18 protein-coding genes are annotated in these 25,348 nt (G+C 57.0%); 11 read left to right on the top strand and 7 right to left on the bottom strand.

Going from position 1 to position 25,348, the window contains the following annotated elements; translation table 11 throughout:
* Positions 1-31: 31 nt before the first annotated feature.
* From KORLAC_RS05730 to KORLAC_RS05700, 7 genes are all read left to right on the top strand, one after another.
* Positions 32-2,512 carry an ABC transporter permease gene (locus tag KORLAC_RS05730; protein ID WP_068304255.1) on the top strand — a complete coding sequence of 827 codons (2,481 nt, stop codon included), beginning with the start codon at positions 32-34 and terminating at the stop codon, positions 2,510-2,512.
* A gap of 106 nt (positions 2,513-2,618) precedes the next feature.
* The gene (locus KORLAC_RS05725; RefSeq protein WP_068304254.1) at positions 2,619-5,045 is read left to right on the top strand and encodes an ABC transporter permease; all 2,427 of its coding nucleotides are present in this window, start codon (positions 2,619-2,621) and stop codon (positions 5,043-5,045) included.
* An 80-nt stretch (positions 5,046-5,125) separates the two neighbouring features.
* Positions 5,126-7,558, top strand: coding sequence for an ABC transporter permease (locus tag KORLAC_RS05720; protein WP_160328601.1), 2,433 nt, complete (start codon positions 5,126-5,128; stop codon positions 7,556-7,558).
* Positions 7,559-7,617: 59 nt separating this feature from the next.
* Entirely contained in the window at positions 7,618-10,128 is a 2,511-nt protein-coding gene (locus KORLAC_RS05715) for an ABC transporter permease (protein ID WP_068304250.1), read from the top strand.
* 30 nt (positions 10,129-10,158) lie between these two features.
* Positions 10,159-12,603 (top strand): ABC transporter permease, encoded by a 2,445-nt coding sequence (locus tag KORLAC_RS05710; RefSeq protein WP_068304248.1) that lies wholly within the window; start codon positions 10,159-10,161, stop codon positions 12,601-12,603.
* A gap of 690 nt (positions 12,604-13,293) precedes the next feature.
* Entirely contained in the window at positions 13,294-14,310 is a 1,017-nt protein-coding gene (locus KORLAC_RS05705; RefSeq protein ID WP_068304246.1) for a DUF2336 domain-containing protein, read from the top strand.
* Between the two features lie 179 nt (positions 14,311-14,489).
* Positions 14,490-15,476 (top strand): DUF2336 domain-containing protein, encoded by a 987-nt coding sequence (locus KORLAC_RS05700; protein ID WP_068304242.1) that lies wholly within the window; start codon positions 14,490-14,492, stop codon positions 15,474-15,476.
* 76 nt (positions 15,477-15,552) lie between these two features.
* Here KORLAC_RS05700 and KORLAC_RS05695 read toward each other — a convergent pair whose 3' ends face one another.
* The 4 genes from KORLAC_RS05695 to KORLAC_RS05680 are packed head-to-tail and all read right to left on the bottom strand — an operon-like array spanning position 15,553 to position 18,231.
* On the bottom strand, positions 15,553-15,996 hold the full coding sequence (locus KORLAC_RS05695) for a DoxX family protein (RefSeq protein ID WP_068304239.1): 444 nt from the start codon (positions 15,994-15,996) through the stop codon (positions 15,553-15,555).
* 10 nt (positions 15,997-16,006) lie between these two features.
* Complete coding sequence (locus tag KORLAC_RS05690) at positions 16,007-16,471, bottom strand: DoxX family protein (protein WP_068304236.1); 465 nt, start codon at positions 16,469-16,471, stop codon at positions 16,007-16,009.
* A 16-nt stretch (positions 16,472-16,487) separates the two neighbouring features.
* Positions 16,488-17,618: a hypothetical protein gene (locus tag KORLAC_RS05685; protein WP_068304235.1), complete on the bottom strand. Its 1,131-nt coding sequence runs from the start codon at positions 17,616-17,618 to the stop codon at positions 16,488-16,490.
* Positions 17,608-18,231: a DedA family protein gene (locus tag KORLAC_RS05680; RefSeq protein ID WP_082714519.1), complete on the bottom strand. Its 624-nt coding sequence runs from the start codon at positions 18,229-18,231 to the stop codon at positions 17,608-17,610. Before KORLAC_RS05680 ends, KORLAC_RS05685 begins: the two co-directional genes overlap by 11 nt.
* 195 nt (positions 18,232-18,426) lie before the next feature.
* Here KORLAC_RS05680 and KORLAC_RS05670 point away from each other — a divergent pair, with 195 nt between their 5' ends.
* From KORLAC_RS05670 to KORLAC_RS05655, 4 genes are all read left to right on the top strand, one after another.
* Positions 18,427-18,915, top strand: coding sequence for an arsenate reductase ArsC (locus KORLAC_RS05670; protein WP_068304230.1), 489 nt, complete (start codon positions 18,427-18,429; stop codon positions 18,913-18,915).
* Between the two features lie 19 nt (positions 18,916-18,934).
* Positions 18,935-19,600 (top strand): aquaporin, encoded by a 666-nt coding sequence (locus KORLAC_RS05665; RefSeq protein WP_068304228.1) that lies wholly within the window; start codon positions 18,935-18,937, stop codon positions 19,598-19,600.
* A 22-nt stretch (positions 19,601-19,622) separates the two neighbouring features.
* Positions 19,623-20,153, top strand: a complete 531-nt coding sequence (locus tag KORLAC_RS05660) for an adenine phosphoribosyltransferase (protein WP_068304225.1) — start codon at positions 19,623-19,625, stop codon at positions 20,151-20,153.
* A gap of 283 nt (positions 20,154-20,436) precedes the next feature.
* Positions 20,437-22,029: an Ig-like domain-containing protein gene (locus KORLAC_RS05655; protein ID WP_068304221.1), complete on the top strand. Its 1,593-nt coding sequence runs from the start codon at positions 20,437-20,439 to the stop codon at positions 22,027-22,029.
* Between the two features lie 62 nt (positions 22,030-22,091).
* Here the strand turns inward: KORLAC_RS05655 and KORLAC_RS05650 are convergent, their stop codons facing one another.
* The 3 genes from KORLAC_RS05650 to KORLAC_RS05640 all read right to left on the bottom strand — a co-directional run bounded on the left by KORLAC_RS05650 (position 22,092) and on the right by KORLAC_RS05640 (position 25,102).
* Complete coding sequence (locus KORLAC_RS05650; protein WP_068304219.1) at positions 22,092-22,586, bottom strand: cupin domain-containing protein; 495 nt, start codon at positions 22,584-22,586, stop codon at positions 22,092-22,094.
* 20 nt (positions 22,587-22,606) lie between these two features.
* The gene (locus KORLAC_RS05645; RefSeq protein ID WP_068304217.1) at positions 22,607-23,857 is read right to left on the bottom strand and encodes a gluzincin family metallopeptidase; all 1,251 of its coding nucleotides are present in this window, start codon (positions 23,855-23,857) and stop codon (positions 22,607-22,609) included.
* A gap of 120 nt (positions 23,858-23,977) precedes the next feature.
* Positions 23,978-25,102 (bottom strand): M14 family metallopeptidase, encoded by a 1,125-nt coding sequence (locus KORLAC_RS05640; protein ID WP_068304215.1) that lies wholly within the window; start codon positions 25,100-25,102, stop codon positions 23,978-23,980.
* Positions 25,103-25,348 lie beyond the last annotated feature (246 nt).

Raw genomic sequence — 25,348 nt, 5'->3', positions numbered from 1 at the left:
AAAAACAAAAAACGACAGCGGGAGAAAAACAATGTTTCAGAACTATATCAGTGTCGCGCTCAGGAACCTGATCAAACACAAGCTATATAGCGCCATCAACATCGTCGGCCTTGCCGTCGGGTTGGCGGCTTGCGTGCTGATCACCCTTTTTGTACGCGACGAGATGTCCTTCGATACATTTTGGAAGGACGCAGACAAGCTCTACCGGATGAACACGACCTTTAATGTGCCCGGACGTGAGCCATTTGTAACGGTAATGGCCATGGGGCCGGCAAAAGGTGCGATAGAGCGATATTTTGCTGGTGAAGTAGAAGCGGTAACCCGGTTTAACAACGAGTGGCCGGTAATTGAGTATGACAACAAGGTTTTCAGTGAAGAAGTCTATTTCACCGATCCTGAAACGGTGGACATGTTCTCACTGGATGTTGTTGCGGGCGACATCAAGCAGTCGCTTAACGACAACTCTACACTGGTGGTGAACGAAAGCTTTGCCAAGAAGCATTTCGGTGACAAGGACCCGATCGGTGAGGTCATGACATTGACCTATTATGCCACTACGCGGGATTATCGCATCGGAGCCGTATACAAGGACCTGCCGCACAATAGTGTTATGGACTTCCGGGCCTTGATCATGATTGACGAAGCGGATTTCGAAAACTTCCCATGGGAATATGGACACTGGTTTTCGGTCAACAACAACATATTCTTCAAGCTGAAGGATGGTGTTTCGATTGATGCGCTGAATGCTCGCTGGAAGGACTTCACTGATACGATGATGGATGTCCGTGACCAGATTGAACCTGGCACAAACCCATCAGATTTTGTCACATTCTCCAGCCAGCCATTGTTGGATATTCAGCTTTATCCAGCTGGCGATGGTGAAATGAAGCCAACGGGCGACATCAAGACCGTCATGATTTTTTCCGCCATTGCCGGATTGATCCTGTTGATTGCCTGCATCAACTTTATGAACCTGGCGACGGCCAAGTCCACCCAGCGGGCGCGCGAAGTAGCAATCCGGAAAGTGATGGGCGCTCGTCGTGGCCAGTTGATTACCCAATTCCTTGGGGAATCAATCCTGCTGGCGCTGATTGGTCTGGTGCTGGGTATTGTGCTGGTTGAAATGGCACTGCCGGTATACAGCGACTTTCTGGGACGTGAACTTACCTTTGAATATAGCGACGGCACCACCCTTGCGATCCTTCTAGGGCTGATCGCCTTTGTGGGGACACTGGGAGGGTTCTATCCTGCTATCGCTCTGTCCGGGTTCCAGCCATCCAGGGTTCTGAAAGCAAACAAGTCTGCAGAAACTTCTGGCTCAATCATGCTGCGGAACGCTCTTGTCGTGCTGCAGTTTACGATTTCCATTGGGCTGATTGTCTCAACGGCCGTGGTTTATGGCCAGATGGTTTATGGCCAGAATATGGATCCTGGTTATCAGAAGGACAATATGCTGGTGATCCGCAATGTTGGCCGCAGCGGGATGCTGGAACAGCAGGAGGCTTTCAAACAGGAAGTGCTTCGCATGCAAGGTGTCAACAATGCTTCCCTGACCTCGGGGCGCCCGGCTGACGGAAATGAAAGCAATAGCAGTGTTGAAATCCCGGGCAATCCAGAAGCTGGCAGCATCCTTCTTGGCCGCCAAGGCGTCGACCATGACTTTTTCGAAACCTATCAGATTCCCTTCGTGGCTGGTCGGGCATACGACTTGAGCCGAGGCACTGATGGTACGCCTTCAAGCGAGGGGGCCAAAGAAGGTGAGGTGCTGCAAGGAACAGTGGTGGTGAATGAGCGCACTATTCGTCGACTGGGCTTTGGTACACCTGAAGAAGCCATTGGCAAAGTCGTCCGGATGGGGGTTGGTGATGATGTTCAGGCGGATCTGTCCATCATCGGTGTTGTGCCTGACATCAATTTTCAATCGTTGCGCCAGATCATTCGCCCCGAAATGTATGTCATGTCGGACAGCTGGAAAGGGAACCTGACCATTAACTTTAATGGTGATGCACAGGCTCTGCTTTCACAGGTGGAGAATGTATGGAAACGGATGGCACCAACGGTTCCGTTTTCATACGAATATGTAGACCAGGCGCTGGCAGAAGAGTTCGAGGCAGAACAGGCTCTAGCAACCATGCTGGGTGGCTTTTCAATGCTTGCCATCGCGGTCGCATGTCTGGGGCTTTATGGGCTGGCGTCCTTTACTGCGGAGCGACGCACGAAGGAAATTGGTATCCGCAAAGTGTTGGGCGCCAGTGTTATCGACATCGTCCGTCTGCTGATCTGGCAGTTTTCCAAACCGGTGCTTGTTGCCAACCTGATTGCCTGGCCGCTGGCGGTCTGGGGCATGATGAGCTGGCTGGAGACCTTCCCGTACCGGATCGATACATGGCTTCTGATACCGCTGTGCCTATTCGCCGGCTTCATCGCGCTGATGATTGCCTGGGGCACCGTGGGCGGCAATGCAGCCAAAGTGGCGCGCTCCAACCCGATCAAGGCGCTTCGCTACGAGTAGAGCATACGATCAAGACAAGGGGGCGGGCCTGCGCCTATTGGGCCCGCCACCCCAAAAATATAAAGACCGCGAGAGACGGCTTTAACGACAGCATATCGAGGAAACGATGTTTAAGAATTATATGACGACAGCGATCAGGAACCTGCTCAGGTACAAGCAATATACGCTGATCAATGTATTTGGCCTGGCCGTTGGATTGGCCGCCTGCATGATGATCCTGTTGTATGTGAATTTCGAGCTGTCGTACGACCGCTGGATACCGGAAAATGACCGTGTGATGCGGGTTGAAGTTTACACTTATGACCGGGACGGTAACTTCAGCTACAATGACGAATCCATCCCGCCTGTGACGGCGCCCCTGTTCGCGGAGCAGGTTGATGGCATTGAACAGTTTTCACGCCTCCTGGGCGACGGGGTTGCGCTGTCGGTTGACGGCCAAGCCTTTGAACAGGAAATCTCAATCGCGGATCCCGGTATCTTCGACCTGATGGGCATCACGCTCATCGAAGGGGACGTGGCAACCGCGCTGGGTAGCCCCGACGCTATTGTGCTCAGTCAAAGCGATGCCCGGCGGATCTTCGGTGACCAACCGGCGCTTGGGCGCGTGGTCAAGATTGACGGCGAACATACCCTGAAGGTTACCGGCGTGATGCCGGATTGGCCGAAGGCATCCGACATGGAGGTGCATGCCTTCCTGCCCGCCACGACCCAAGTGTTTGACCACATGCCCTGGCGGCTCACAAGCTGGGGGTCGTTCTCGGGCCCCACATATATGCGCCTCAGGGAGGGCGTGAACCCGGATGATGTTGCGAAGGCCATGAACGAGCTGGCGCTGCGCATCGGCCCAGCCAACAGGTTCAAGGACCGGGTGGAAAAGGGTATGAAGCCCCAGTATGAATTTCACCTGACCTACGCAGTGGACGCGCACCTCAAAAGTGATGTGCGTGGAGGCAATGGACGCAGCAGTGTTTCTGCGCTGATCACCGCCGGCGTCATTGCCTTCCTGATCCTGGCGATCGCCGTGATCAATGTGGCAAACCTTGGCACCATGCTGGCGATGAAGCGGGTGCGTGAGATCGCCATTCGCAAGGCGCTGGGCGCCGAGGCGCGACACCTGACAGTTCAAGTTCTGGTGGAATCCGTGGCGCTGACATTCCTGTCGATGCTGATCGGGATTGTTCTGGCGGAAGCCCTGTTGCCCATCTTCAGCGGCCTGATGAATCGCCCGCTTTCCAGTGGTTTGATCTACGAGCCCGGCACGCTTGCAATCCTGCTGGTTGGCACAGTTTTCGTGGGCATTGTCTGTGGCCTGTATCCTGCCATGGTCGCGATCCGCTTTCGTCCGGTTGATTATCTTTCCGGCATCAAGCCAAAGCTTGGCAGCCGCTTCCGGAATGGCCTGATCGTTGCACAGTTCGCGGCCACCATCGGCCTTCTTGCCACCTGCCTCGTGGTGTTCATGCAGGCGGAATTTGCAAAAAGCAAAGACACGGGGTTCGACAGCGCACAGCTCCTGGAGATCAGCGGGATTTCCCGGCCTGTGGTGCTGCAACGTCAGGAGGCGTTCAGGGAAGCGTTGGCACGGCTTGACGGTGTCGAAGGCGTTGCCGCTTCTCATGGCATGCCCGGCCACGACTATAATAACTGGAACGGTGTGCATCTGGCCAACGGCGTGTCGAAGGACATGCGCCGCTTTGCCATGTCTGAGGAATTGTTGCCACTGCTTGGCGTCGAGCCAATCGCGGGTCGTTTGTTCGACAAAAACCGTCCTTCTGATTCCCGTACGAGCACCGACCAGGGCGCTTCGGGGGCCATCATCCTCAATGACATTGCCGCCCGTGAATTGGGTTTCACCAACCCTGAGGACGCGATCGGCAAGGATGTGAGCACTTGGGACGATTTCCACTCCACCATCATCGGGGTGGTTGAAAATCTGCGCACACGGTCTGCCCGGTCCGAACCCAGCGCGACCTATTATTGGATCGGCCCGCACGAATTCCGTCATGTGGTGGTCAAGGTGAAGCGCGAGGGCATGGCTGACACGCTTGCGGCGATCGACCGCGTCTGGCGCGAGTTCTTCCCGGATCTGCCGATCCGGCGGCAGTTTGTCGATGATGCTTTCGCCGAATATTACGACACCGAACGGCGCCAGGGGTGGCTTCTGCTCTTCAGCGCGGGCGTGATGACCGTGATCGCCGTGATGGGTCTCTATGGCCTGGCGGCACTGGCAACCGAGCGCCGCGCCAAGGAGATCGGAATCCGCAAGGTGCTGGGTGCCCGCAGCCGCAATATTGTGAAGCTTCTGGTGTGGCAGTTCTCGCTGCCGGTGCTGGTTGCCAACCTGATTGCCTGGCCGCTGGCATGGTGGGGGCTTAGCCGCTGGTTGGAGAATTTCATCGACCGGATCGGCCTCACGCCTTGGCCGTTCCTGGCAGCGGGCCTGTTGGTGTTGGGTGTCGCCTGGGTGACAATCATTGGCCATACCCTGCGTGTGGCCCGTGGCAGCCCGATCAAGGCGCTGCGGTACGAATAGAGCCATACAGATCAGACCCCGGGCGGGCACAGCAAGATGCCTCCCAAATGGAAAAGACAGCAAGGACAGCGGAGACATTCATGTTTTTCAACTATTTCAAAACGGCGCTCAGAAGTTTGATGCGGCACAAGCTGTTTTCCAGCATCAATATCCTGGGGCTGGCCATGGGATTAGCTGCCTTTATTCTGATTATCCTGTTCGTGCGTAATGAATTCAGCTGGGATAGTCATTGGGACCGAGCCGAAGATATCTACCGGCTGGAAAACACCTATGTTCGGGTAGGGCAACCAGATAGGCCTACGCCAAACGCTGTCGAGCCGCTGAAACAGGTCTTCTTCGACACCTTCCAGGAAGTTGAGGCCATCGCGCGCTATATAGATGGCGGTGTGACGCTGAGGCATGATGGTGAGTTGTTCTCGCAGCAGGTTCATTTCGCAGAACCGGGCTATCTGGATTTTTTCGGGGTCGATGTCCTGAAAGGCGGTTTTGATGCCGCATCTGTAAAACTGTCGGACCTTGCGATCAGTGAACGCACGGCCGAGAAATATTTTGGTGACGCACCGGTACTTGGGCAAAAGCTGACACTGCGGATCGGCGGTGAGTTCCGCGACTTCTATGTCAGTGCCATTATCGCTGACCCCGAGGTGCATTCGGTGGTGCAGCATGACTTTGTCGTTCCGTTCAATCGTGAATATTTTGCTGGAGCCCGCTGGTTCTCTGAAGACTGGCGCTTTGCTTACTGGCAAACCTATGCCCGTTTTGCACCGGGCACCGACATGGCCCTGATACGGGCTGAGCTGCCCGCGATCGTAGACCGCTTTCTGCCCAAGAACCAGCAAGGTCAGGAAAACGGCCGCAACTGGTCAATGACACTTGGGCTGGTGAACATCGGTGATGTGCACCTTTATGGTAATGGCACTAACGCAAAGCCTGATGTGCTCTATGGTTTCACTGGGGTGGCGTTTTTGATCCTGTTGATTGCTGTGGTGAATTTCCTGAATCTTTCGATGGCACGGACGGCCCACCGGGCGCGGGAAGTGGCCGTGCGCAAGGTTTTGGGGGCAAGCCGCCGCCAGGTTGTGCAGCAGTTCCTGGGCGAAAGCATTTTGCTCGCCTTCGGGGCGCTTCTGCTGGCGCTGACGATGGTCGAGATTGCCCTTCCTTATTATAACGAGTTTCTGTCTTCGATCATTGAGATGAATCTCTTGGGCGAGCCAGCCATGCTCGGCGCGCTTGTGCTTCTGGGGGTGGGTGTTGGTGTCAGTGCCGGCAGTTTCCAGGCCACTTATTTCGCCATGCTGAAGCCGCACGATGTGCTGTATAGCAACACGGCATCCGACAATGGCACCTCGAAGCTTCGGCAGGGGCTTGTGGTGGCGCAGTTCAGTATTTCTGTGGCGCTGATGATCATTGCTTTCTTTGTCCATAAGCAGACGGAGTTTGCCCGCCAATTGGATCTGGGCTTTACCGCGGACAATCTGATCGTGCTGTCGGGTACCAATAACGAGCGCTCGAATGAGATCAAACAACGCCTTCTCGAGAGCCCATTCATCGAAGCTGTTGGCCGCTCCTCTGATGTGCCAACGGAAGGCAGCGAAGACAGGCTGCATATTCGCCCGGTCACGGGTGGTGATCCGGTGATGCTGGACGGGCTGCCCACAGGGCCGGACTTCTTCAAGGTATATGAAATTCCGCTGCTGGCTGGCCGGTATCTGACCGACGCAGGCGCTGATGTGCTTCGCGACCGCGTCGAGGATGCTGAATATGCAAGTGCTGCCAATATCGTAGTCAACGAAATGGGTGCGAAGCTTCTTGGCTTTGAGACACCTGACGCGGCCATTGGCCAACAGGTGTCGGCGGACCTTTCCAGCAGCCTGCGGGTGGACGCAACGATTGTTGGCGTGGTGGAAGACTTCCATTTCGACAGCGCCCGCGACGTGATCCGGCCGGGTATCTATTATATCGATTTCATCCGCAATTCCGACATGAGCGTGCGCATCGACGGCAACAACCGCGATGCGGCCATTGCGGCCATCGAACAGGCCTGGCACGCCACCTATCCAGACAGCATACTGCGGTACCGCACCATGGATGAGATGGTTGAACGACAGTATCAAACCGATGACCAGTTGAGCAATATTCTGGCGGCCTTCACCCTGCTGGCTGTCCTGATTTCCTGTATGGGGCTCTATGGCCTGGCGTCCTTCACGGCGGAACGCCGGACGAAGGAAATCGGCATCCGCAAGGTGCTGGGTGCGCGGCTTGCGGATATTGTCGGCCTGATGCTGTGGCAGTTTTCCAAGCCCATCCTGATCGCCAATCTGATTGCCTGGCCTGTTGCCTTCTATTTCCTGAACGATTGGCTGAACGGGTTCGCCTACCGTGTTGAATTGGGTGTTTTGCCGTTTCTGGTGATGGGTGCCGGGGCCCTGTTGATTGGGTGGCTGACTGTGGCAGGTCACGCACTTGCTGTGGCGCGGTCGAACCCGATCAATGCCCTGAAGCACGACTAGGATCATAAAGCCCCACGGGCACGGACCTGTGGGGCGCATGCGAAAGCGAGGAGACGAACATGTTTAGAAATTATCTGCTGACTGCTTGGCGGCATATCATGAAGAACAGGCTGTTTTCGGCCATCAACGTGTTCGGTCTGGCCATCGGTATGATGAGCTGCATTCTCATCCTCCTGTTTGTGCGGGACGAGCTGACCTACGATCAGTGGGTACCTGAAGCGGACAAGGTTGTGCGCATCCATTCGGCTTTCTACCCGCAGGAGCGTCCTCCGTTCCTGACAGTCAGGTCTGCGGGCCGCATCATGGGGGCCTTGAAGGCCTACGCCAGCGCAGAGGTGGCAGAAGGTGTTCGCCTGGTCAACAACACGACCACGATCATCAAGGACAATAATGCCTTTACTGAGCAGGTAACGTTTGCAGATGGCACCTTCTTCGACGTGCTTGACCTGCCGTTTGTCCATGGTGATGCGTCCTCAAGCTTCAGTCGTCCGCTTGACATGCTGCTGACCGAAGAACTGGCGATCAAATATTTCGGGCGTACGGATGTGGTGGGGGAAACCCTGACGGCCTGCTGCCTGCGGGGACAGCCAATGACGTTGCCGATTGCCGGTGTGCTGAAGGACATTCCTGGCAATTCGCACCTGCAGCTTGGCTTCCTGGTGCGCATGGAGCCTTCCATGTTCGATTTCGCGCCCAACATCTTGAACACCTGGACCAGCGTGAATGTCTATACCTATTTCAAGCTGAAGGACGGCGCGACAGCGGCAGACCTGCAGGCGCGCTACGACACATGGCTGGATAATGAAAGCCCTTTCAGCGAGCGTACGGACATGCCGGGCAAAGTGACAGATTTCGTCAAGCCGAATGTCATGCCGCTGCTGGATTTGCACCTGCACGCCCGCCGTGACGCTGGCAACATGGGAGACCTGTCGCCCATGGGTGACATCAATATGGTCTATACCTTCTCGGGCGTGGCGCTTCTGATCCTGTTGATCGCGTCGATCAACTTCATGAACCTGTCGACCGCCAAGGCGTCCAAGCGGGCGCGGGAAGTGGCGCTCAGGAAAGTCATGGGGGCAACCCGGCGCCAGGTGGCGCTGCAGTTCCTGGGTGAAGCCGTGGCGATCGCGACCCTCGGGCTTCTGTTCGCCTTTGTCGGCGTTGAACTGGCCCTGCCACTTTATAATGACGCCATCGACAAGAATCTGGTGTTTGATGTGCTTCAGGACCTGCCGCTTCTGCTCTCCCTCGCGGGTGTTGCCATTGTGGTGGGGCTGCTGTCCGGCAGCTATCCGGCAGCGTTCCTGTCCCGCTTCCTGCCAGCGCGTATCCTGAAAGCCAACAAATCGTCTGATGTGGGGGGTGCTTCCACCTTCCGTTCGGCGCTCGTTGTGTTTCAGTTTGCAATTTCCATTGGCCTTGTGATGTGCACCGCCGTCATCTATGGCCAGACCACCTACGCCAAAAGCATGGACGTGGGCTATGTGCACAGCGGCAAGCTTGCAATTACCAACCTGGGGAACGCCGCGGGTACGCCGCAGGCTGAGACCATTCGTCAGGCTCTCGAGCAGTTGCCCGGTGTCTCGAAGGCGGTGCTGTCATCCGAAGTGCCAAGCCAGGACAATGAAAACAACACCGGCTTCACCGTGCTGGATAACACTGGCGCTGACATGCAAGGTGACCAGGTAGTCGTCAACTATCATTCTGTGGGCTATGACTTCTTCGAAGCTTTCGGCATTAGCCCAATTGCCGGTCGCACCTTCGATGAAGCTTTCGGCACAGATGCCATCAACCCCATCCCCGACGGCGAAGATCGTATCGGGACGGCTTCAGTTGTGCTGAACGAAGCGGCGGTTCGGTCGCTTGGCTTCGCTTCGCCTGCTCAGGCCCTCGGCAAAACATTGCGGGCTGAAGTGTTCCAGTCGGGCCGTCATGATTTCACTATCGTAGGCGTGGTGCCGGATATCTATTTCCGATCGCTCAAGTTCGGTGTGCGGTCGACCGCCTACTGGATCAACCCGCCAGCCCTTGATTCCATCACCCTCACGCTGAATACCGATAATATCCAATCGGTTACAACCGGTATTGCAGGCATCTGGCGTGATCACCTGCCGATGACGCCACTTGGCCATCAGTTTGTGTCGGATATGCTGGCTGCCCAGTATGCCAGTGAGGAAGCGCAGGCAAAACTGTTTGCTGCCTTCTCAGGCCTGGCCATCATCGTGGCGTGCCTGGGGCTCTATGGCCTTGCGGCTTTTTCTGCCGAGCAACGCACCAAGGAAATCGGCATCCGCAAGGTACTTGGCGCCCGGGTTGTGGACATTGTCAAACTGCTCGTGTGGCAGTTCTCGCGCCCTGTGCTGATCGCGAATGTCATTGCCTGGCCCGTGGGCTGGTATGTGATGTCTGGCTGGCTGGAAAGCTTCCAGTACCGGCTGGATAGTACCTTCGTCATCGCCATGGCGTTGGCGGCAGGTACGGTGGCCTTGTTGATTGCCTGGCTCACGGTTGCGGGGCGCGCAGCCCATGTGGCGCAAGCCAACCCGATCCAGGCGCTCAGATACGAATAAAAAGCCGGAAAGTCGGCAGCGAGGAAAAAGATGATTGTAAACTATTTTTTGGTGGCGCTCAGGCGGTTGCTCCGTAACAGGATGCTGTCCGTGATCAACATCGGCGGGTTGGCCATCGGGTTCGCCGCGGTGACGCTGATCGGGCTCTATGTAAATTATGAACTGAGCTACAACCGGTGGCTGCCGAACGTGGATGCGCTCTATAAGGTTGAGTTTACCGAGACCGAGCCGGGGCACGCACCCATCCCGTCTGCCATGACACCAGCCCCCCTTGCGGCGGCTCTCGTGAAGGATTTCTCCGGCATTGAGGATGCGACGCGTCTGAAGACACGGAAATTCACAGTTCGCAGCGGGGCAAACCAGTTCACTGAGGAGCTCTATTTCGCGGACCCGAATTTCTTCGCTCTATTTGATTTGCCTGTGGTTCTGGGCCAGCGGGCCGATATTCTGAAAAACACCGGCAATATCGCGCTGTCCGAGACCGCGGCGAAAAGATTTTTCGGTGACAGAAACCCCATCGGGCAAATCCTGAATATCGGAGGTCGGGAAGACAGAACGGTCGTTGCTGTGCTGAAGGATCTGCCAGCCAATACACATCTGGATATCCAGCTCCTGACGCGCATTTCCGCCGACGAAAACGGATTGCTTGGTTTTCGTGATACTTGGGGGTCGGATCAGGCTCATACCTATATCAAGGTGAATGAAGGCTTTGATCCAATTGTCCTTGAGCAGAACGGGCGGGCATTTGCCGAGCGCAACATCACCCTGACATGGACCAAACTCCCCCCCGCAGACCTGCACCACTATAACGCTGTGCCGGTTGCTGACCTGCACCTTTATTCAGACAAGGATAACCATGAAGGCTCGGTGGGCGATATTGACACGGTCGTCACCTTTGCCCTGATTGCCTCTCTGGTGCTGGCGTTGGCGGTGGTTAACTTCGCCAATCTCTCAACCGCAAACGCGCTTCGGCATGCACGCGAGGTGGCACTCAGGAAAGTACTGGGTGCCTCATCGCGGCAGATCATGGTTCAGTTTTTGGGGGAGGCGGTGCTCACGGCCTTTCTGGCGCTGCTCCTCGGGCTTGTCCTGGCAGAGTTCACCTTGTTCAGCTTCGGTAATTTCCTGGGCAAAGACATCAGCCTTGCGCCGCTTTACAGTATTCCTGCGGCTTCCCTGTTGGGCGGTACGGCGGTGCTTGCCGGGGTATGTGGAGGGTTTTATCCGTCCTTCTTTCTGTCCCGCTTCAGGCCGACAAGCGTGCTTTCGGCAAACAAGTCGACAAGCGATGGCGTTCCCTGGCTTCGCAACAGCCTTGTGGTGCTGCAGTTTTCTGTGTCTGTCGCCCTGATCGCGTCTACCGCTATCATTTACCGGCAGACGGATTATGTCAGAACTGCTGATCTGGGCTTCGACCCCGCCGGCAAGGTTATCGTGCCGATCAGCGAAAGCGAAGTGCGGCCCGTTGCCTTGGCGCTCAAGAACAGCTTTTCCCAGCTTTCGGGTGTGCGCTCCGTTGCCATGACAACCGCGCCCCTGCCTGAGGCGCCGCACGGTCTGGGCGTTTTTGTACCTCAGCATGCCAGCCGAGATGAAGCCCGCAGCATCACACAGGTGTGGGTTGATGCAGACTTCTTCCCCTTGATGGGCCAAAGCCCACTGGCAGGACGGCTGTTTGCGGCTGACCGACAGGCCGACCTGACACACACACCAACAGACCCGGCCTTGCCTCGAACCCGCGGGATCGTCCTGAACCAGTCGGCGGCAACGCTGTTGGGATATGGCAGTGCCGACCAGGCCATCAACCAGCAGATCATCACGCCGACGGGCCGGCAAACTGTTTCCACGGTTGTTGGGGTGGTGCCGGATATTCACCTTGGCAGTCTCTACAAGGAAATCGAACCGATGGCCTTCTTCGTCTCTGATCGGCCGCTCTATTATATGATTGTGGAGCTGCAACAGGGAGCAGAGCGCCAAACCCTGGCTGAACTTGAATCCATTTGGAACAATCTGGTGCCGGGCGTGCCGATGAGTCCAACCTTCCTGGAGCAGGCCTACAGGGGCCTTTACCAGGATGCCGAAAGGCAGGCCCAGCTGTTTGGCGGCTTCAGCGTGTTTGCTGTGCTGGTCGCCTGCCTAGGCCTCTATGGGCTGGCTTCATACGCTGCGGTGCGCCGTATCAAAGAGGTTGGCATTCGCAAGGTGCTGGGGGCCCGGGTTCTGGATATCGTGTTGCTTCTAACATGGCAGTTCAGCCGCTTGGTAGCACTTGCCATTCCGATAGGTGTCCTTGTGTCTGCGTCGGGCATGAGTGCCTGGCTTGACGGATTTGCCTACAGGATATCCCTGTTGGGCAACAGCTGGGTATTCCTGTTGGCTGCCTTGGCTGCTTTCATGATTGCCTGGCTCACCGTTGGCGGGCAGGCGGCTTCCGTCGCGCGGCGTAATCCGATCCAGGCACTCAGGTACGAGTAACGAAATCTCTCGCGTCTCGAAAGCCGCTGGCTTTCGTTCGCAATTTAACTGGGGAGCCGTCTGGCTCCCCTTTTTTTTGACGATATGTGGGCTATGGGGCGCGCAAGGACAGGAGACGAATCGGTATGCGGGATGTCATGGTGGTAGGGCGAAAGCAGCCTCAACCCCGTTAAACGTTGGTGCGAAAGGGCAAAAAATCTTCATCATCAATTGCTTGGGAAGCTTTTGCTTTATTGCCATGTGGATGCTGTTTCAGCCGCAGTAACTGGGTGGTCTTGTGGCCGCACACACATTGTGCCGACCGATGACGACCATACTGGTTTGCCATGGTTGCTTGACTGCCCCGTTGCGGGTTTTGCTGCAGGTTGCATCAAAAACATTATGATTTACAAAGGCTTATGCATTGAAGGCATCAGTCGTTAAAGCATGATGCCCGGTATGGTGTGTCCGGTTCGTGGTCGGTCGCTCACGTGCCAGCACTGGTGCAGAGGTATAGGAAAATCTGACCGGGGAGTTTTCCGGATGAAATCCGCCAAAGCCCTGAAAAATCGATACAATTTTAGCTAACCTTTCCCCATTCGTTGACGAAATTCTCACCCCCATATGACATTGTGACAGGCATCAGGCGTGTGTTGATACCGGTTTTAATCAGGCCCGGTTAACGGATCAGGCAGGATTGGAGCCTCAAGAATGGACTTTAATACCGTGACATTAGTGGATGCAGTGCAGCTCGAGAAAATCGTTCTCGCCAAGCGCGTTGGCCAGTTTCTGGTCAAGGAGCAGGCTGAGGAAGAGCGCGCGACTGTTGAAAATGTGGCGCGTGTGTTGGCTCAGGACGTCTCCCCGCAGGTTCGGGAGGTTTTGGCGTTTGAGCTCAGGAAATGTAAGGTCCTCGCGCACGATCTGGCGGACAAAATTGCCCGCGATGTGGAAATGGTATCCGGCCCGTTTCTGGGCGAAACCAACGTATTTACCGACAAGGAATGGATGCGGCTGATCCCGGCGCTTGAAGAACATGCGCTGATCACGCTGGCCCGCCGGTCGGACCTCTCGGAAACAGTTTCAACAGCCGTTGCGACCTACGGCAAGGAGCGTAGCGTGACCACGCTTGTGCGCAATGACCGGTCGGAAATGCCCGAAAAGGCGTCCGGCAAGGTGGTTGACCGCTTCAGTGACAATGTTCGGATGATGGACCATTTGAGTGCCCGTCACGATCTGCCGCTGAGTGTGGTTGAGCGTATTGTGAATAAGGTGTCGGCCCATTGCCGCGACACGCTGGTGTCCCAATATGCCATTGATTCCGATGTAGCAGGGCAGATTGCGGAAGACAATAAAATCGAGGCCCTGTGGGACCAGCTCAAGACCGCGAGCCCGGCCCAGATACATGCCTTTGTTACAGATCTGAGGAACGACCGCCGCCTGACACACCTGCTGGTGGTGGAAATCGCCGACCGTGGCTGCGCACCCTTCATGGAAAGCTCGCTGGCGCTTGAAGCCGGCCTGCCGGTGGGGCGCATTCGCGAAATTCTGACGCTTGAAGATCCGTCCGCCTTTGTGCGGCTGATGCAGATGGCCAATGTCAGCAAGACCATGGCACCCCGTTTCCTCAAACTGGCGAAACGGTTCAACAGCCAGGCAGCTGAAGATCTTGAAGACGATAGTAATGTCGTTGCCCTTGCAGAAAAGGCAGGCGGCGCGGCAGCATAACCCTGTTCCTGGCAGGGTGGGTAGGCCGTCTGGCTTGCCTGAAATCAGGCAGTGTTTTGAGTGCGTCGAGCCAACAATGGCCGGCGTTAATATAATGTTTACAGGCATCAGGCTAAACTATAGGCGGGTGCCAAACTGGAAGAGCTGAGAAGCAGCGATTCCCAGATGGAGCCGATGTGATGAGTTTGGACCCTGAAAATCTGGCAAAAGCCGATCCTGTCGCGAAGGTGGTTCTCGCCAAGCGCGCATCTCGATTCCTGAATTCCGATAACCGTCCGGACGAAGAGCTGGCAACGGTTGAAAATGTTGCTCGTGCCCTTGCGCAGGACATTTGCCTTGAAGTGCGCGAAACGCTGGCGTTTGAGCTGCGCTACTGCAGCCGACTGCCGTATGATCTGGCAGCGCGCATCGCCACAGATGTGGAAAGCGTATCTGGCCCGTTCGTTGAGGTCACCACCGCTTTCACCGACGCACAGTGGGCCAGCCTGATCCCGCACCTTGAAGAACACGCCCTGATGCGGATTGCGGGCCGTGACGATTTGGGGGATCACGCGACCTATGCACTGGTCAGCTCTGCGCCTATTCGGCCGGCGACTGTCGCCGTCAAGAACGCAGCCATTCGTTTTTCCGAGCGCAGCTGCAACCGAACTGTCGACCGTTTCGCAGACCATCAGTCGGTTATCGATGCACTTGGGCGCCGCAGCGACCTGCCGCTTGGCGTGGTTGAGCGGATCGTGGATATGGTTTCCGAAGAATGCCGCAAGGTGCTGATGAACAAATATGCGGTTTCAGGCGAACAGGCGACCGCGCTAACACAGCAAAGCCAGGAACAGGTGCTGTGGAAGAAGATTTCAAAGGCCGGCCCGGCCCAGGTGCATGGCTATGTCATTGACCTGCGGGCTGAAGGGCGCCTGGATGAAAACCTGGTCATGAAAATGGCCGAAATGGGTAGCTTCCAGTTCCTTGGTAGCGCCCTTGCAGTTGAAGCGGGCGTGACGCTCGGCGAAGTGCGCCGCATTTTCGAATCCGGCGAACTGCGCCAGATGCTGACGCTGGTGCACGCCGCAGGCTTCAGTCAGGAAGCTGCCCAGCGCATTTATCGTTATCTGAAGCGGAATGACCTGAAGTTTGTCCGGACAGGCGAAGAGCGGGCTGTCGTTCACTGATCAAACCCGGTTAAAGCCGTGGTGCGGCGAGGGAGGAAGAACATGGGTGTGTTCTGCCTCCCTTGTTTTTTTTGCGCTAGCCGCTTTTCCGGCCCAGAAGCGCCAGAAGCTCATCCTTGCGTTGGAACATCAGCCACAGCGCGCTCAGGAAGGCGACGACCGCCAGATAGAACAGGGACCCATCTTCCTGCATTTCACCGTTCTCCATCCACTGTACAGTCACGCCCAGCGGACTGAACAGGTGGAAGGTGATCGCACCCGCCATGGTGCCGGCGGTCAGCACGGCGCCGTATGCGCGCATCTTGGGTGTCAGCAGCAGGATGCAGGCAATGGCCTCTACCGTGCCGATGATATAGCCGCCTGTGGTGCGGAAGAACTCAAGTCCCAAAAACTGGCCCACGACGTCGAAGATGTGAGCTGTCTCCGCAGAGCCGCCAAATTTGTATGGCAGGCTGCCCCCCAGGATGATGACAACGACCAGCGCTGGCAGCCATTCGATATGTTTCTTGATAAAGTCCATGTGCAGCTCCTTAACTGGTCGTATCGTCTGAAGATGTCCCACTTTTCCCCAGAATGGCTAGAAGGGTATCTTTGTGACGCAGGACCAGCCATAGTGCGGACGCAAATGCAATTATTGCCATGATGAACAGATCGGGCATCTCCTGCATTTCGCCGTTTTCTTGCCAGCGCACGACCACACCGAGAGGGCTGGCAAGGTGAAAGAAGATCGCACCAGCCATCAGGCCACTGGCAAGCAGGGCTCCGAACGCCCTCAGCTTGGGCACGAGCAGCAAAATGACAGACAGCAGCTCCAGGCTGCCAATGATCTTTGCACCACTCGTCTCGAAAAATCCCAAGCCCAGGAACTGGCCTACTGTCATGAAAATATGATCCGTGACCGGGGCGCCGCCAAACTTCATTGGAAGGGTGGGTAGAAAGATTCCTGCAATAATCAAAACAGGAATCCACTCGATATGCTTCTTGATAAAGTCCATCTGTATCTCCTGTGGTTCAATGCGTGATGGGGTAGTGTTTGGTCAGGCGCTTCTCGCGCCACCAGGCCTTGATGATGTCCCTGAGCCGCGTGGGCTTGTGCCCGAGGCGCCGATTTTTCGCGCCAATGGCGTATAGGTGCCCGAACTGGCGCATCAGTGTGCCGTAGGCCTCAAGGAGCGTGGTGCGTGAATCCCAGATGTGCGTGGCCTCTCCGCCCGCGCCGTTGATCTCGATAATGCGGAAGCCTTCGCCTGCCTGAAAGGCTTCGAAGTCATCAAAACGCACGTCAAACCGGCCCACAAAGAAGCCGTCCATTGTTTGGGCGATGGCGTCGAACCGGTCGGTCATGGCCTCGGTTATTTCATCATTGCCGTTCCGGAAAATGGTACCGCGGCAGTGGTTGCCCGCAAACGCCAGCCGGATGCTTTCGCCTTCTGGGATCACTTCATGCAGGCGTTCTCTGTGGCGCTCCAGATACAGGTGTGCCAGCTTGCCGGCGCGTGCGTCGGCCAGGATCAGCTGCCTGAGTGTTGACTGGCCGTCGCCGGTGACCCGGGGGAAATATTTGAGTGTCAGGCTGATAATGCGGCCCTTCTGTTCGTCCGGGTGACGCACATAAAAGACACCCGCTTCGCCTTCCATATCCACCAGCGCCTGCAAGAGCAGGTTGGCCCCCGCCGGGAACCGCTCGATGTAGGCCTTGAGCTCAGCTTTCGTGTGCACCAGCTGCACGCCGGCGCCGCGCATGCCAATGTCCGGTTTGGCGACAAAGGGGTAGGTGATGCCTGCCTTATGAAGGCCGGTTTCTGCGTCCTCCAGGGTCCGCTCAATGGCGTTCTCACCGCTCCAGCGCAGCACGCGCACGTAGGGTGAGATCCAGTCCTGGGCGGTGTCCCATGCGTGGTTCAATACTTCATATTTGCTTTCGCCCACCAGGCCTGAGTAGGGCAGGGCCGGGTTGCTACCGGTGGGCAACGTGAGGCCAAAGTGCCTCAGCGACAGCCAGCCGCAATAAAGGGCGATGGGCGTGTAGAAGAGATGCGCAGGGGCAAATTCGAACCAGCTGACCTCACCAGCGCTGGCATCCAGCGGCGGCATGCCGGCGTGGGGCTTGTCCTGCATCTTCTGTATCTGTTCAGCTTGCATTCTCTACTCCGGACTGTGTGGCTTGCAGCTGGCCAGCGTAGCGGCTTTTGCGCACAAGGCGGTGGGACAGCATGATCAGACCGACGGCAACAAGCACGCCCGCAGTGATGCCTGCCCAGCCGCCCAGGTGCGCGACGGCCTTCTGGACGTGGCTGACAAACAGGACCATCAGCGTGACCCACACCAGCGAGGCCACGGCCATCACCAGCGTGAAATGCATAAGCGGTAGGCGCAGGAAGCCGAAGGTCAGGTATGTGGGTAGGCGGGTGCCGGGCAGGAAGCGGGAAGCAAACAGCACGGGGGTGCTTTTCCCCTCAAGCCAGCGCCTGAAATCGCGGGTTTTGCGAAGCGGCAGTCGGCGCTTCAACCAGCGGCTTTTCTGGGCCGCTGCGCCAAGGCCATACAGCCCCACATCGCCTGCCGCGATACCAAAGGCGACAGCGGCGATCACAAACGGCGCTGACGCCAGCCCCGCACCGACCATCAGACTGCCGGCAATCAAAGTGCCGTCTTCCGTGACAAGGGTGGCAAGGGCCAGCACGCACGCCAGCATCAGGGGCTGGTTTGCCAGTCCCTCCGCCATGGCCAAAAGTGTGTCTGGCGTGATTGTCATCCTCTCCCCTTACCCCGAATTAGGCAGCTTTGCCGGGCGCGCTGTCAAGCTGGTTTGCGCGTGGGCGCATTTCGCCATTGTCATTAAAATGCCATCCGGCATAGTGTATCAGCCGAAAATAGGGGCAAGGCGCGCGGGCGAGAAGCCCTTACACGCGACTATGACGTAAACGTTAAACGGCTTGAGGGTTTGGTGATGGTGAATGTTCTGGTGTTGTGCACGGGGAATTCTGCGCGGTCAGTGTTAAGTGAAGCGATCATTAACGAGCGAGGCAAGGGCCGCTTCCAGGCCTTCAGTGCAGGCAGCAAGCCAACCGGCAAGGTGAACCCTTTTGCCATCAAGCTCCTTGATGCCAAGGGCTATGACACCAGTGGGTTCCGCTCCAAAAGCTGGGACGAGTTCGCGCGCCCGGATGCCCCAGAGATGGATATCGTCATCACCGTGTGTGACAGCGCGGCGGGGGAGACGTGCCCGATCTGGCCGGGGGCGCCGGTGCAGGTGCATTGGGGCTTTCCTGATCCCGCCTATGTGGAAGGTACAGACGACGAAAAACTTCAGGCATTTTCCGACGTCTATGACATGATCGACCCCTTCATCGAGCAATTGGTGGCCTTGGATGTTGAAAAGAAGGATGCAGGCACGCTAAAAGCAGCGCTGCGCGCGATCGCGGATCGCACTGGCTAGGGCTTAAGGGAAACCGAACATGACCATGACACAGAAACTGGTGGCCGAATTTGTCGGCACGCTGATGCTGCTCGCAACCGTTGTTGGCTCCGGCATCATGGGGGAGACCCTGGCGGCCGGGAATGATGCGGTGGCCCTTTGGGGCAACACGGCGGCCACAGGCGCCATTCTTGTTGTGCTGATCATGATCTTCGGGCCGTTCTCCGGCGCGCATTTCAACCCGGCAGTGACGCTGGTGTTCTTTGCCAAAGGCCAGCTGACACGTACGGAGGCCACAGCCTATATCCTGACCCAGATCGTGGCCGGCGTGGCTGGGGTGATGCTGGCGCACGCCATGTTTGACCAGGCTATCGTGCAGACATCGCTGAATGTGCGGACTGGTACGGGCCAGTGGATCAGTGAAGGCGTGGCCACCTTCGGCCTTCTGGCGGCCATTCTGGGCACGGTGCGCTACCGTCCTGAAATTGTTCCCTATGCCGTTGGGCTTTATATCACAGCGGGCTACTGGTTTACGGCTTCCACCAGCTTCGCCAATCCAGCCGTGACCATCGCGCGGTCTTTCACCAACACATTTTCAGGCATTGCACCCGCCGATGTGCTGGCTTTCATTGCCGCGCAGATTGTTGGCGCCTTTATCGCTCTTTTCTTGTTCAAGATACTGGAAACGAATAAAGTGGACGCCTAATCCACTTTGATACGAGGCTCTTATGAAGGACTTGAAGTCCTATATCCGGACCATTCCGGATTTCCCTTCCGAAGGGATCATGTTTCGGGATATCACCACTCTCCTTGGTAATCCGGCGGCGCTCAAGCACACCATTGATCTTCTGTTCGGTCATTTCAGGAATGACCGTGTGCAGATGGTCGCGGGCGTGGAAGCGCGCGGTTTTGTGCTCGCAGGCGCACTTGCATGCAGGCTGGGGGCCGGTTTCGTGCCGATCCGCAAGGCTGGCAAACTACCGCACCAGACCATCGAGGAAAAATACCAGCTCGAGTACGGCGAGGCCGCGCTTGAAATGCATCTGGATGCTTTCGGTGCCGGTGATCGTGTACTGCTGATCGACGATCTGATCGCCACAGGCGGGACTGCAGGCGCAGCCATGAACCTGATCGACCACCTGGGTGGCGACGTGGTAGGAGCCGGTTTTGTAGTTGAATTGCCCGGCCTGGGCGGTGCTGACAAGCTCCGCGCCCGATGCGACAAGGTGGTCAGCCTTGTATCGTTCGACGGCGATTGACGCAAATTGCAACGACTATCTGACGTAATTTGCAAAAACTTTATCGCAAAATACAACAAATTTGATAGGGCTCGACCATGTGTCGGGCCCTTTCCGCTACGGGAACTGCGGGTTTTTGACAATTACATAAAATTTTATCTATTGGCATGGTTGATGCGGGTGTTGGCTCAATAGCCATCGGATCTTATTTTCCGCATCGTGACCAGGCACATGCTCAAACACATGAAGCGACTGCAGAAACAGGCACCTCTGGATGGCACACAAGATCATTTGGAGATGCATGATGCGGACACTGACTTTTACCCTTGATACCCAAACCGGTGATGACGGTATGGCGCCTGTCACCCTCACGATTGTTGAAGGCGGGGACGGTACGCTTCTGTTCACCCTGTCGAATGATCAGGACACTGATGGTCTGATCGCTGACCTCCGCGGCCTTTTCTTTGATGTGACGGATGACAGCCTGCTGGGCAATCTGACCTTCACAGGCAGCGAAATTACCCAGGTCGTGCAGGACGGCAGCGTGTCAAACCTTGGTGGCGGTGTTTCCACGAACGGTGTTCCGGACAGCCCCTATGAAGTGGGAGTGGAATTCGGCACCCCCGGCATGAGCACCGATGATTATCAAAGCGTGAGCTTCGTGCTAAGCGCTGGCCGCCCGCTGACGCTGGATGATATCGCGCTGGAGCATTTCGCCGTGCGCCAGACATCTGTTTCGTCCGCCGATGGTGGTCGCGAAGACTCTGACAAACTCTATGGCGACGCGCCCTATCCGGTGAATGCCCTTGATGACGCGGCAGAAACATTTGAGGACGAAACCGTCAGCGGCAACCTGTTCGCGAACGACATTGATCTGGATGCAGGCGATGCAGACGGCGACGGCATCCCTGACGGCCTGACGGTGACTGGCATAGACGGCGACGCAGGCAGCGTGGGGACGCCCCTTGAGCTTGCGCCGGGCATTGTCCTGACCGTTGGTGCGGACGGCAGCTACGGCGTTGACGCAACCGATGCGGACTGGATGGCCGAAGGCGAAACCTTCACGGCTGACGTGACATACGGTGTCGATGACGGCAATGGCGGCTTCGACAGCGCGACGCTGACTGTAACGGTCACAGGCGTGAACGACACCCCTGATGCGCTCGACGACAGCGGCAGCACCGACGAAGCTACTGCTGTGGGCGGCAACGTGCTGGCGAACGACAGCGACCCGGACCTGAGCGACGTACTGACAGTGTCTGCTGTGAACGGCGACAGCGCAGCGGTGGGGCAGGAAGTCCTCCTGGACTCCGGCGCGCTTCTCACCTTGGGTGCCGATGGCACTTATAGCTATGACCCGAACGGTGCATTCGATGCTCTGAATGACGGCGAAACCGCGACCGACAGCTTCACCTATCAGGTGTCTGATGGCCATGGCGGGTTTGACACGGCAACGGTGACTCTGACCATCGACGGCATCGGCGGTGACACGGGCCCTGAAGAGGGCGCAGATCATTTCGGTACCTTCTCCAACAAGAAAGGCACGGCAGATCATGATATCTCGAACGTGGTGCTGTATCTGGATGACGGCAGTGGCGACATCCTCAAGGTGAAGATCGACGGCTGGTCAGGCGAGACGGACCTCGACAATGTCGACCTGGACAGCTTCATGGATAATTACGGCTATGACGACTATGAGCTGCTGGCGGTAAGCATCAAGGCTGGCAACAACCACAACAAAGACCTGGGGCCGGGCGAAGGCCAGTTCTTCCTGCTGGACGGCGATGAAGACATTGATTATGTCGCCGGCGGCGATGTGCCGGACGGCTTCACGCTTGCGGTCCTTGGTGCAAAGGCAGGCGAAACCTATCAATATTCCACCGATCTGTTCGAATAGGCCGGTGGCTTTCCCGGAAAGGGCCTTGCCATGTGGCAGGACCCTTTTCTGCTGTCTGTGACCTACTCGTCCTCGGGGCCCCGGCGGCGGATGTCGGTATATTCCGTGCCGTCCTTGCGCGTGTAGGCGAAGCTTTCGCCCTTGCTGACAGCCACAAGGTCGGCCTCTGGATAGTGCGCAATATCGTCGTCCGTGCGCGTGCCCACTTCCAGCACCAGTACGTCGCTCGTGGATTTGTTCACCAGATGGTGGCCGTCTGCGTCGCCCGCCTTGAAACCGGCGGCATCGCCTGCGCACAAGACCTCTTCGCCCGCGTCGGTGATCAGTGTCACCTCGCCCTCAAGCACATAGATGAACTCGTCTTCGCGTGTGTGCCAGTGCCGGAGCGCAGACCAGACACCGGGTTCAAGCCTCAGCAGGTTCACACCGAACTGCGTAAGGCCCGCTGCGTCGCCCAGCTTCTTCTTCGCTCGTGCCTTTACCGGCCCGTAATAGGGGGCTGGATATAGGGTGCCCACAAGTTCAGGCAGTGTGCTGACGTCGATTTTCTTGCTCATTCTCTCATCCTATGTCGCTGTTATTTGGCCAGCATTTCTTTAAAGCGCGCACTGGCTTCCGGACCTGCAACCTCGCTGACGGTTGTCAGAAGCTGCGGCGTTGTCTTGACCGGTTGGGCGAAAAAGCGCTGCACGATCCGCAGGAAACTGTCGCGCCCGATCTGTTTCTCGAATTCAGCGAGCACAAGCGGTGCTTTTCTATAATTGACAAGATAGGGACTGCGTTCGGTGGCGCCTTCTGTCCAGATAGGCGGCAGGTCCTTGCCTTCGATCTGATTGGCGAAGCGTTCCAATTGGCCTTTGAAGGCTTCTTCGCCCAAGATGGTGCGCACACCCACAAAGCCCGTATATTCCGCGAAGGCTTCATTCAGCCAGTTTTCAACGGTTTTGAAGGCAGCGCCCCGTGCCCAATAGTGCCCAAATTCATGGCAGATGAACTGTGTGAGGCGGTCAGGCGGCGTATCACCAATATCTGTCAGCACAATATAGTTTTCGCGCGCATAGCCGCCCGCATTGCGGGACGTGACAACCAGTTTGGCAACCGGCAGCGGCTGGGTTTGGCCGAAGCGGGCATTCAGTTCGGTCATGCAGGCGGCTGCGGTTTTGCCCAGGGCCTCGATGCCCGCGTCGGTCGCGCGCAGGTCAAAGATCTCAAAGCCGCTCGCCTGTGTCAGGCGTGGGGCCTTTGCCAGGGTGAAGGCGATGTCAAGGCGGGGGTCGGTGTTGATGACGCGTATCTTACCCTCTTCAGTCTGGACCTCCCCCGTGGAGAGACCATGCCATGTGCCAGGTACGTCAATCGTCACGTCGGCACTGAGCACTTTTGAAAAACGCTTGTCTATCGGGAACCAGAAGCTATCCACATTCAACTCGATAATCTCGCTTGAGATGGTGTTGATATTGTGGGGCAGGGGTTTACTGATCAGCTCGCCGTCATAGGAAATCTCGATCTGGCGCGCTGCGCCGCCTGACGGCTTGAGGCCGACTTTGATGGCAGTGAAGTCCTCCATGCCTTCAACCTTGCCCAAGCTGGTGGTGGCCACATCATCACCCTGTACCGACACGTTACCCAGGGTGTCGCGAATGAAGAAGGTGATATGGTTGTCTGCCCGGTCGCGGACCTCAATCACCCATGAGGCTTTCAGGAAGCCGCTTTCAGGCGTGATGGCTACATGCCCGCGATAATGATAGTCGGCGTCGCTGGCGGCGGCAGGTGCTGCGGGTAGCAGGCAAGCGAACAGAATCAGGATGAACAAAATCGGATTGCGCATAGATATCTCCCCTCTTGCCAGATGATAGCCGTGGGGGGCGCGCCGTCCAGTTCAAACACACGCGGGCAAAAGAAAAGGGCGGGAACCTGTCCCGCCCTTCCTCAGTGAAATCTTTGCTGCCTAAAGCTCGTCAATCATCCGGTGCAGCGTGTCCATGCAGGCGCGTGCCAGGTGGCGGCAGCGCTCTGGTGACCAGCCATAGTCCGGGTCAGGCAGGTCCGCGTTGTCCTTGAACGGCATCTCAAGCGTCATTGCCAGGCAGCCATGGGCTTCCGCCACATAATTGGTGCACATGGAAAGGTCGGCTTCGCCAGGCTTGTCTTCGTCATAGCCGTGTTCCTGCTGGAAGTCGGGCGACAGCTTCTCAAGGATATTCTGGAACATTTCGATCAATTCCATCTGCCTGTCCTTCAGGCTTGGGATGCCTTCGAAGCCCGCGATAAAGTTATAAGGCAGGCCCTCGTCGCCGTGCACATCCATGTGGAAGTCACAGCCGGTCTCGGCCATCTTTTCGCGCACCAGATAAACCTCGGGGCTGCGGTCCATGGTCGCGATGTTCCATTCGCGGTTCAGGTTGGCGCCGGCGGCGTTGGTGCGCAGGTGGCCGCGCGCTGATCCGTCCGGATTCATGTTGGGCACAATATAGAAATGAGCCTTTTCCAGAAGCTTGCGAGCCACCGGATTGTCCAAATCCAGCAGGTAATCAAGCGCCCCTTCCATCCACCATTCGGCCATGGTTTCGCCCGGGTGCTGGCGGGCCTGAAGCCAGATTTTCTTGCGCCCTTCAGGTCCGTAGCCAAGCTCGATCAGGTCCATGTCCTGGCCGTCAAGCGTGTGGCCAAGCACACTGGTGCGCACCAGGGGTGACTGGGCCGCGTCGGCAACCAGGTCTGCGTGGCGCTCCTGTGAGTAGGGCGCGAAATAGGAGAAATAGATAAAGTCCTGATCGGGCGTGCATTCCCACGACAGGGTCTCGCCGTCGAAGGCGGTGTCGACCCGGAACCAGCTTTCGCGGTCATAGGACGCGCAGACTTTATAGTCCTTCCAGCCGTCAGTATATGCCGCGCCACCCGCATTTTCGATGGTGAGCTTACACGGCGTGTCTTCAACGCCCGATACGCGGAAATGGAACCACTGATAAAAATCAGACTGGTTGTCCTTACGGATTTTGAGGCGGATATCAGACGCCTCAATGGCTTTGACGACTTCGATATTGCCGCTATCAAACTGGCTGGAAATCAGCATGGGGGATGCTCCCTTATTTTTCTATGGAATGCCCTTCTGTGGATTGCCTACAGGGTCGGCGTTGGGCGGTCAATGCTGATTCCTGTCCGCCCATAAGGAAGGGCAGGGCTGCTGCCCTTGATTTTCCATGACAAGATGGTCCCGTTTTGGTATTATCCTTCCACTGACGCACAGGCGTGAGCGGACTATCCCTGATTACTATTAGGGAAAATTTGGAGGCGTCCCACCGGGCATGGGGGGCGCCTC

The sequence above is a fragment of the Kordiimonas lacus genome (genome assembly GCF_001550055.1).
In the GTDB taxonomy this organism is placed as follows: domain Bacteria; phylum Pseudomonadota; class Alphaproteobacteria; order Sphingomonadales; family Kordiimonadaceae; genus Kordiimonas; species Kordiimonas lacus.
Note: the sequence above shows the minus strand (reverse complement) of the source record. Positions and strands in the feature narration are given on the sequence as shown.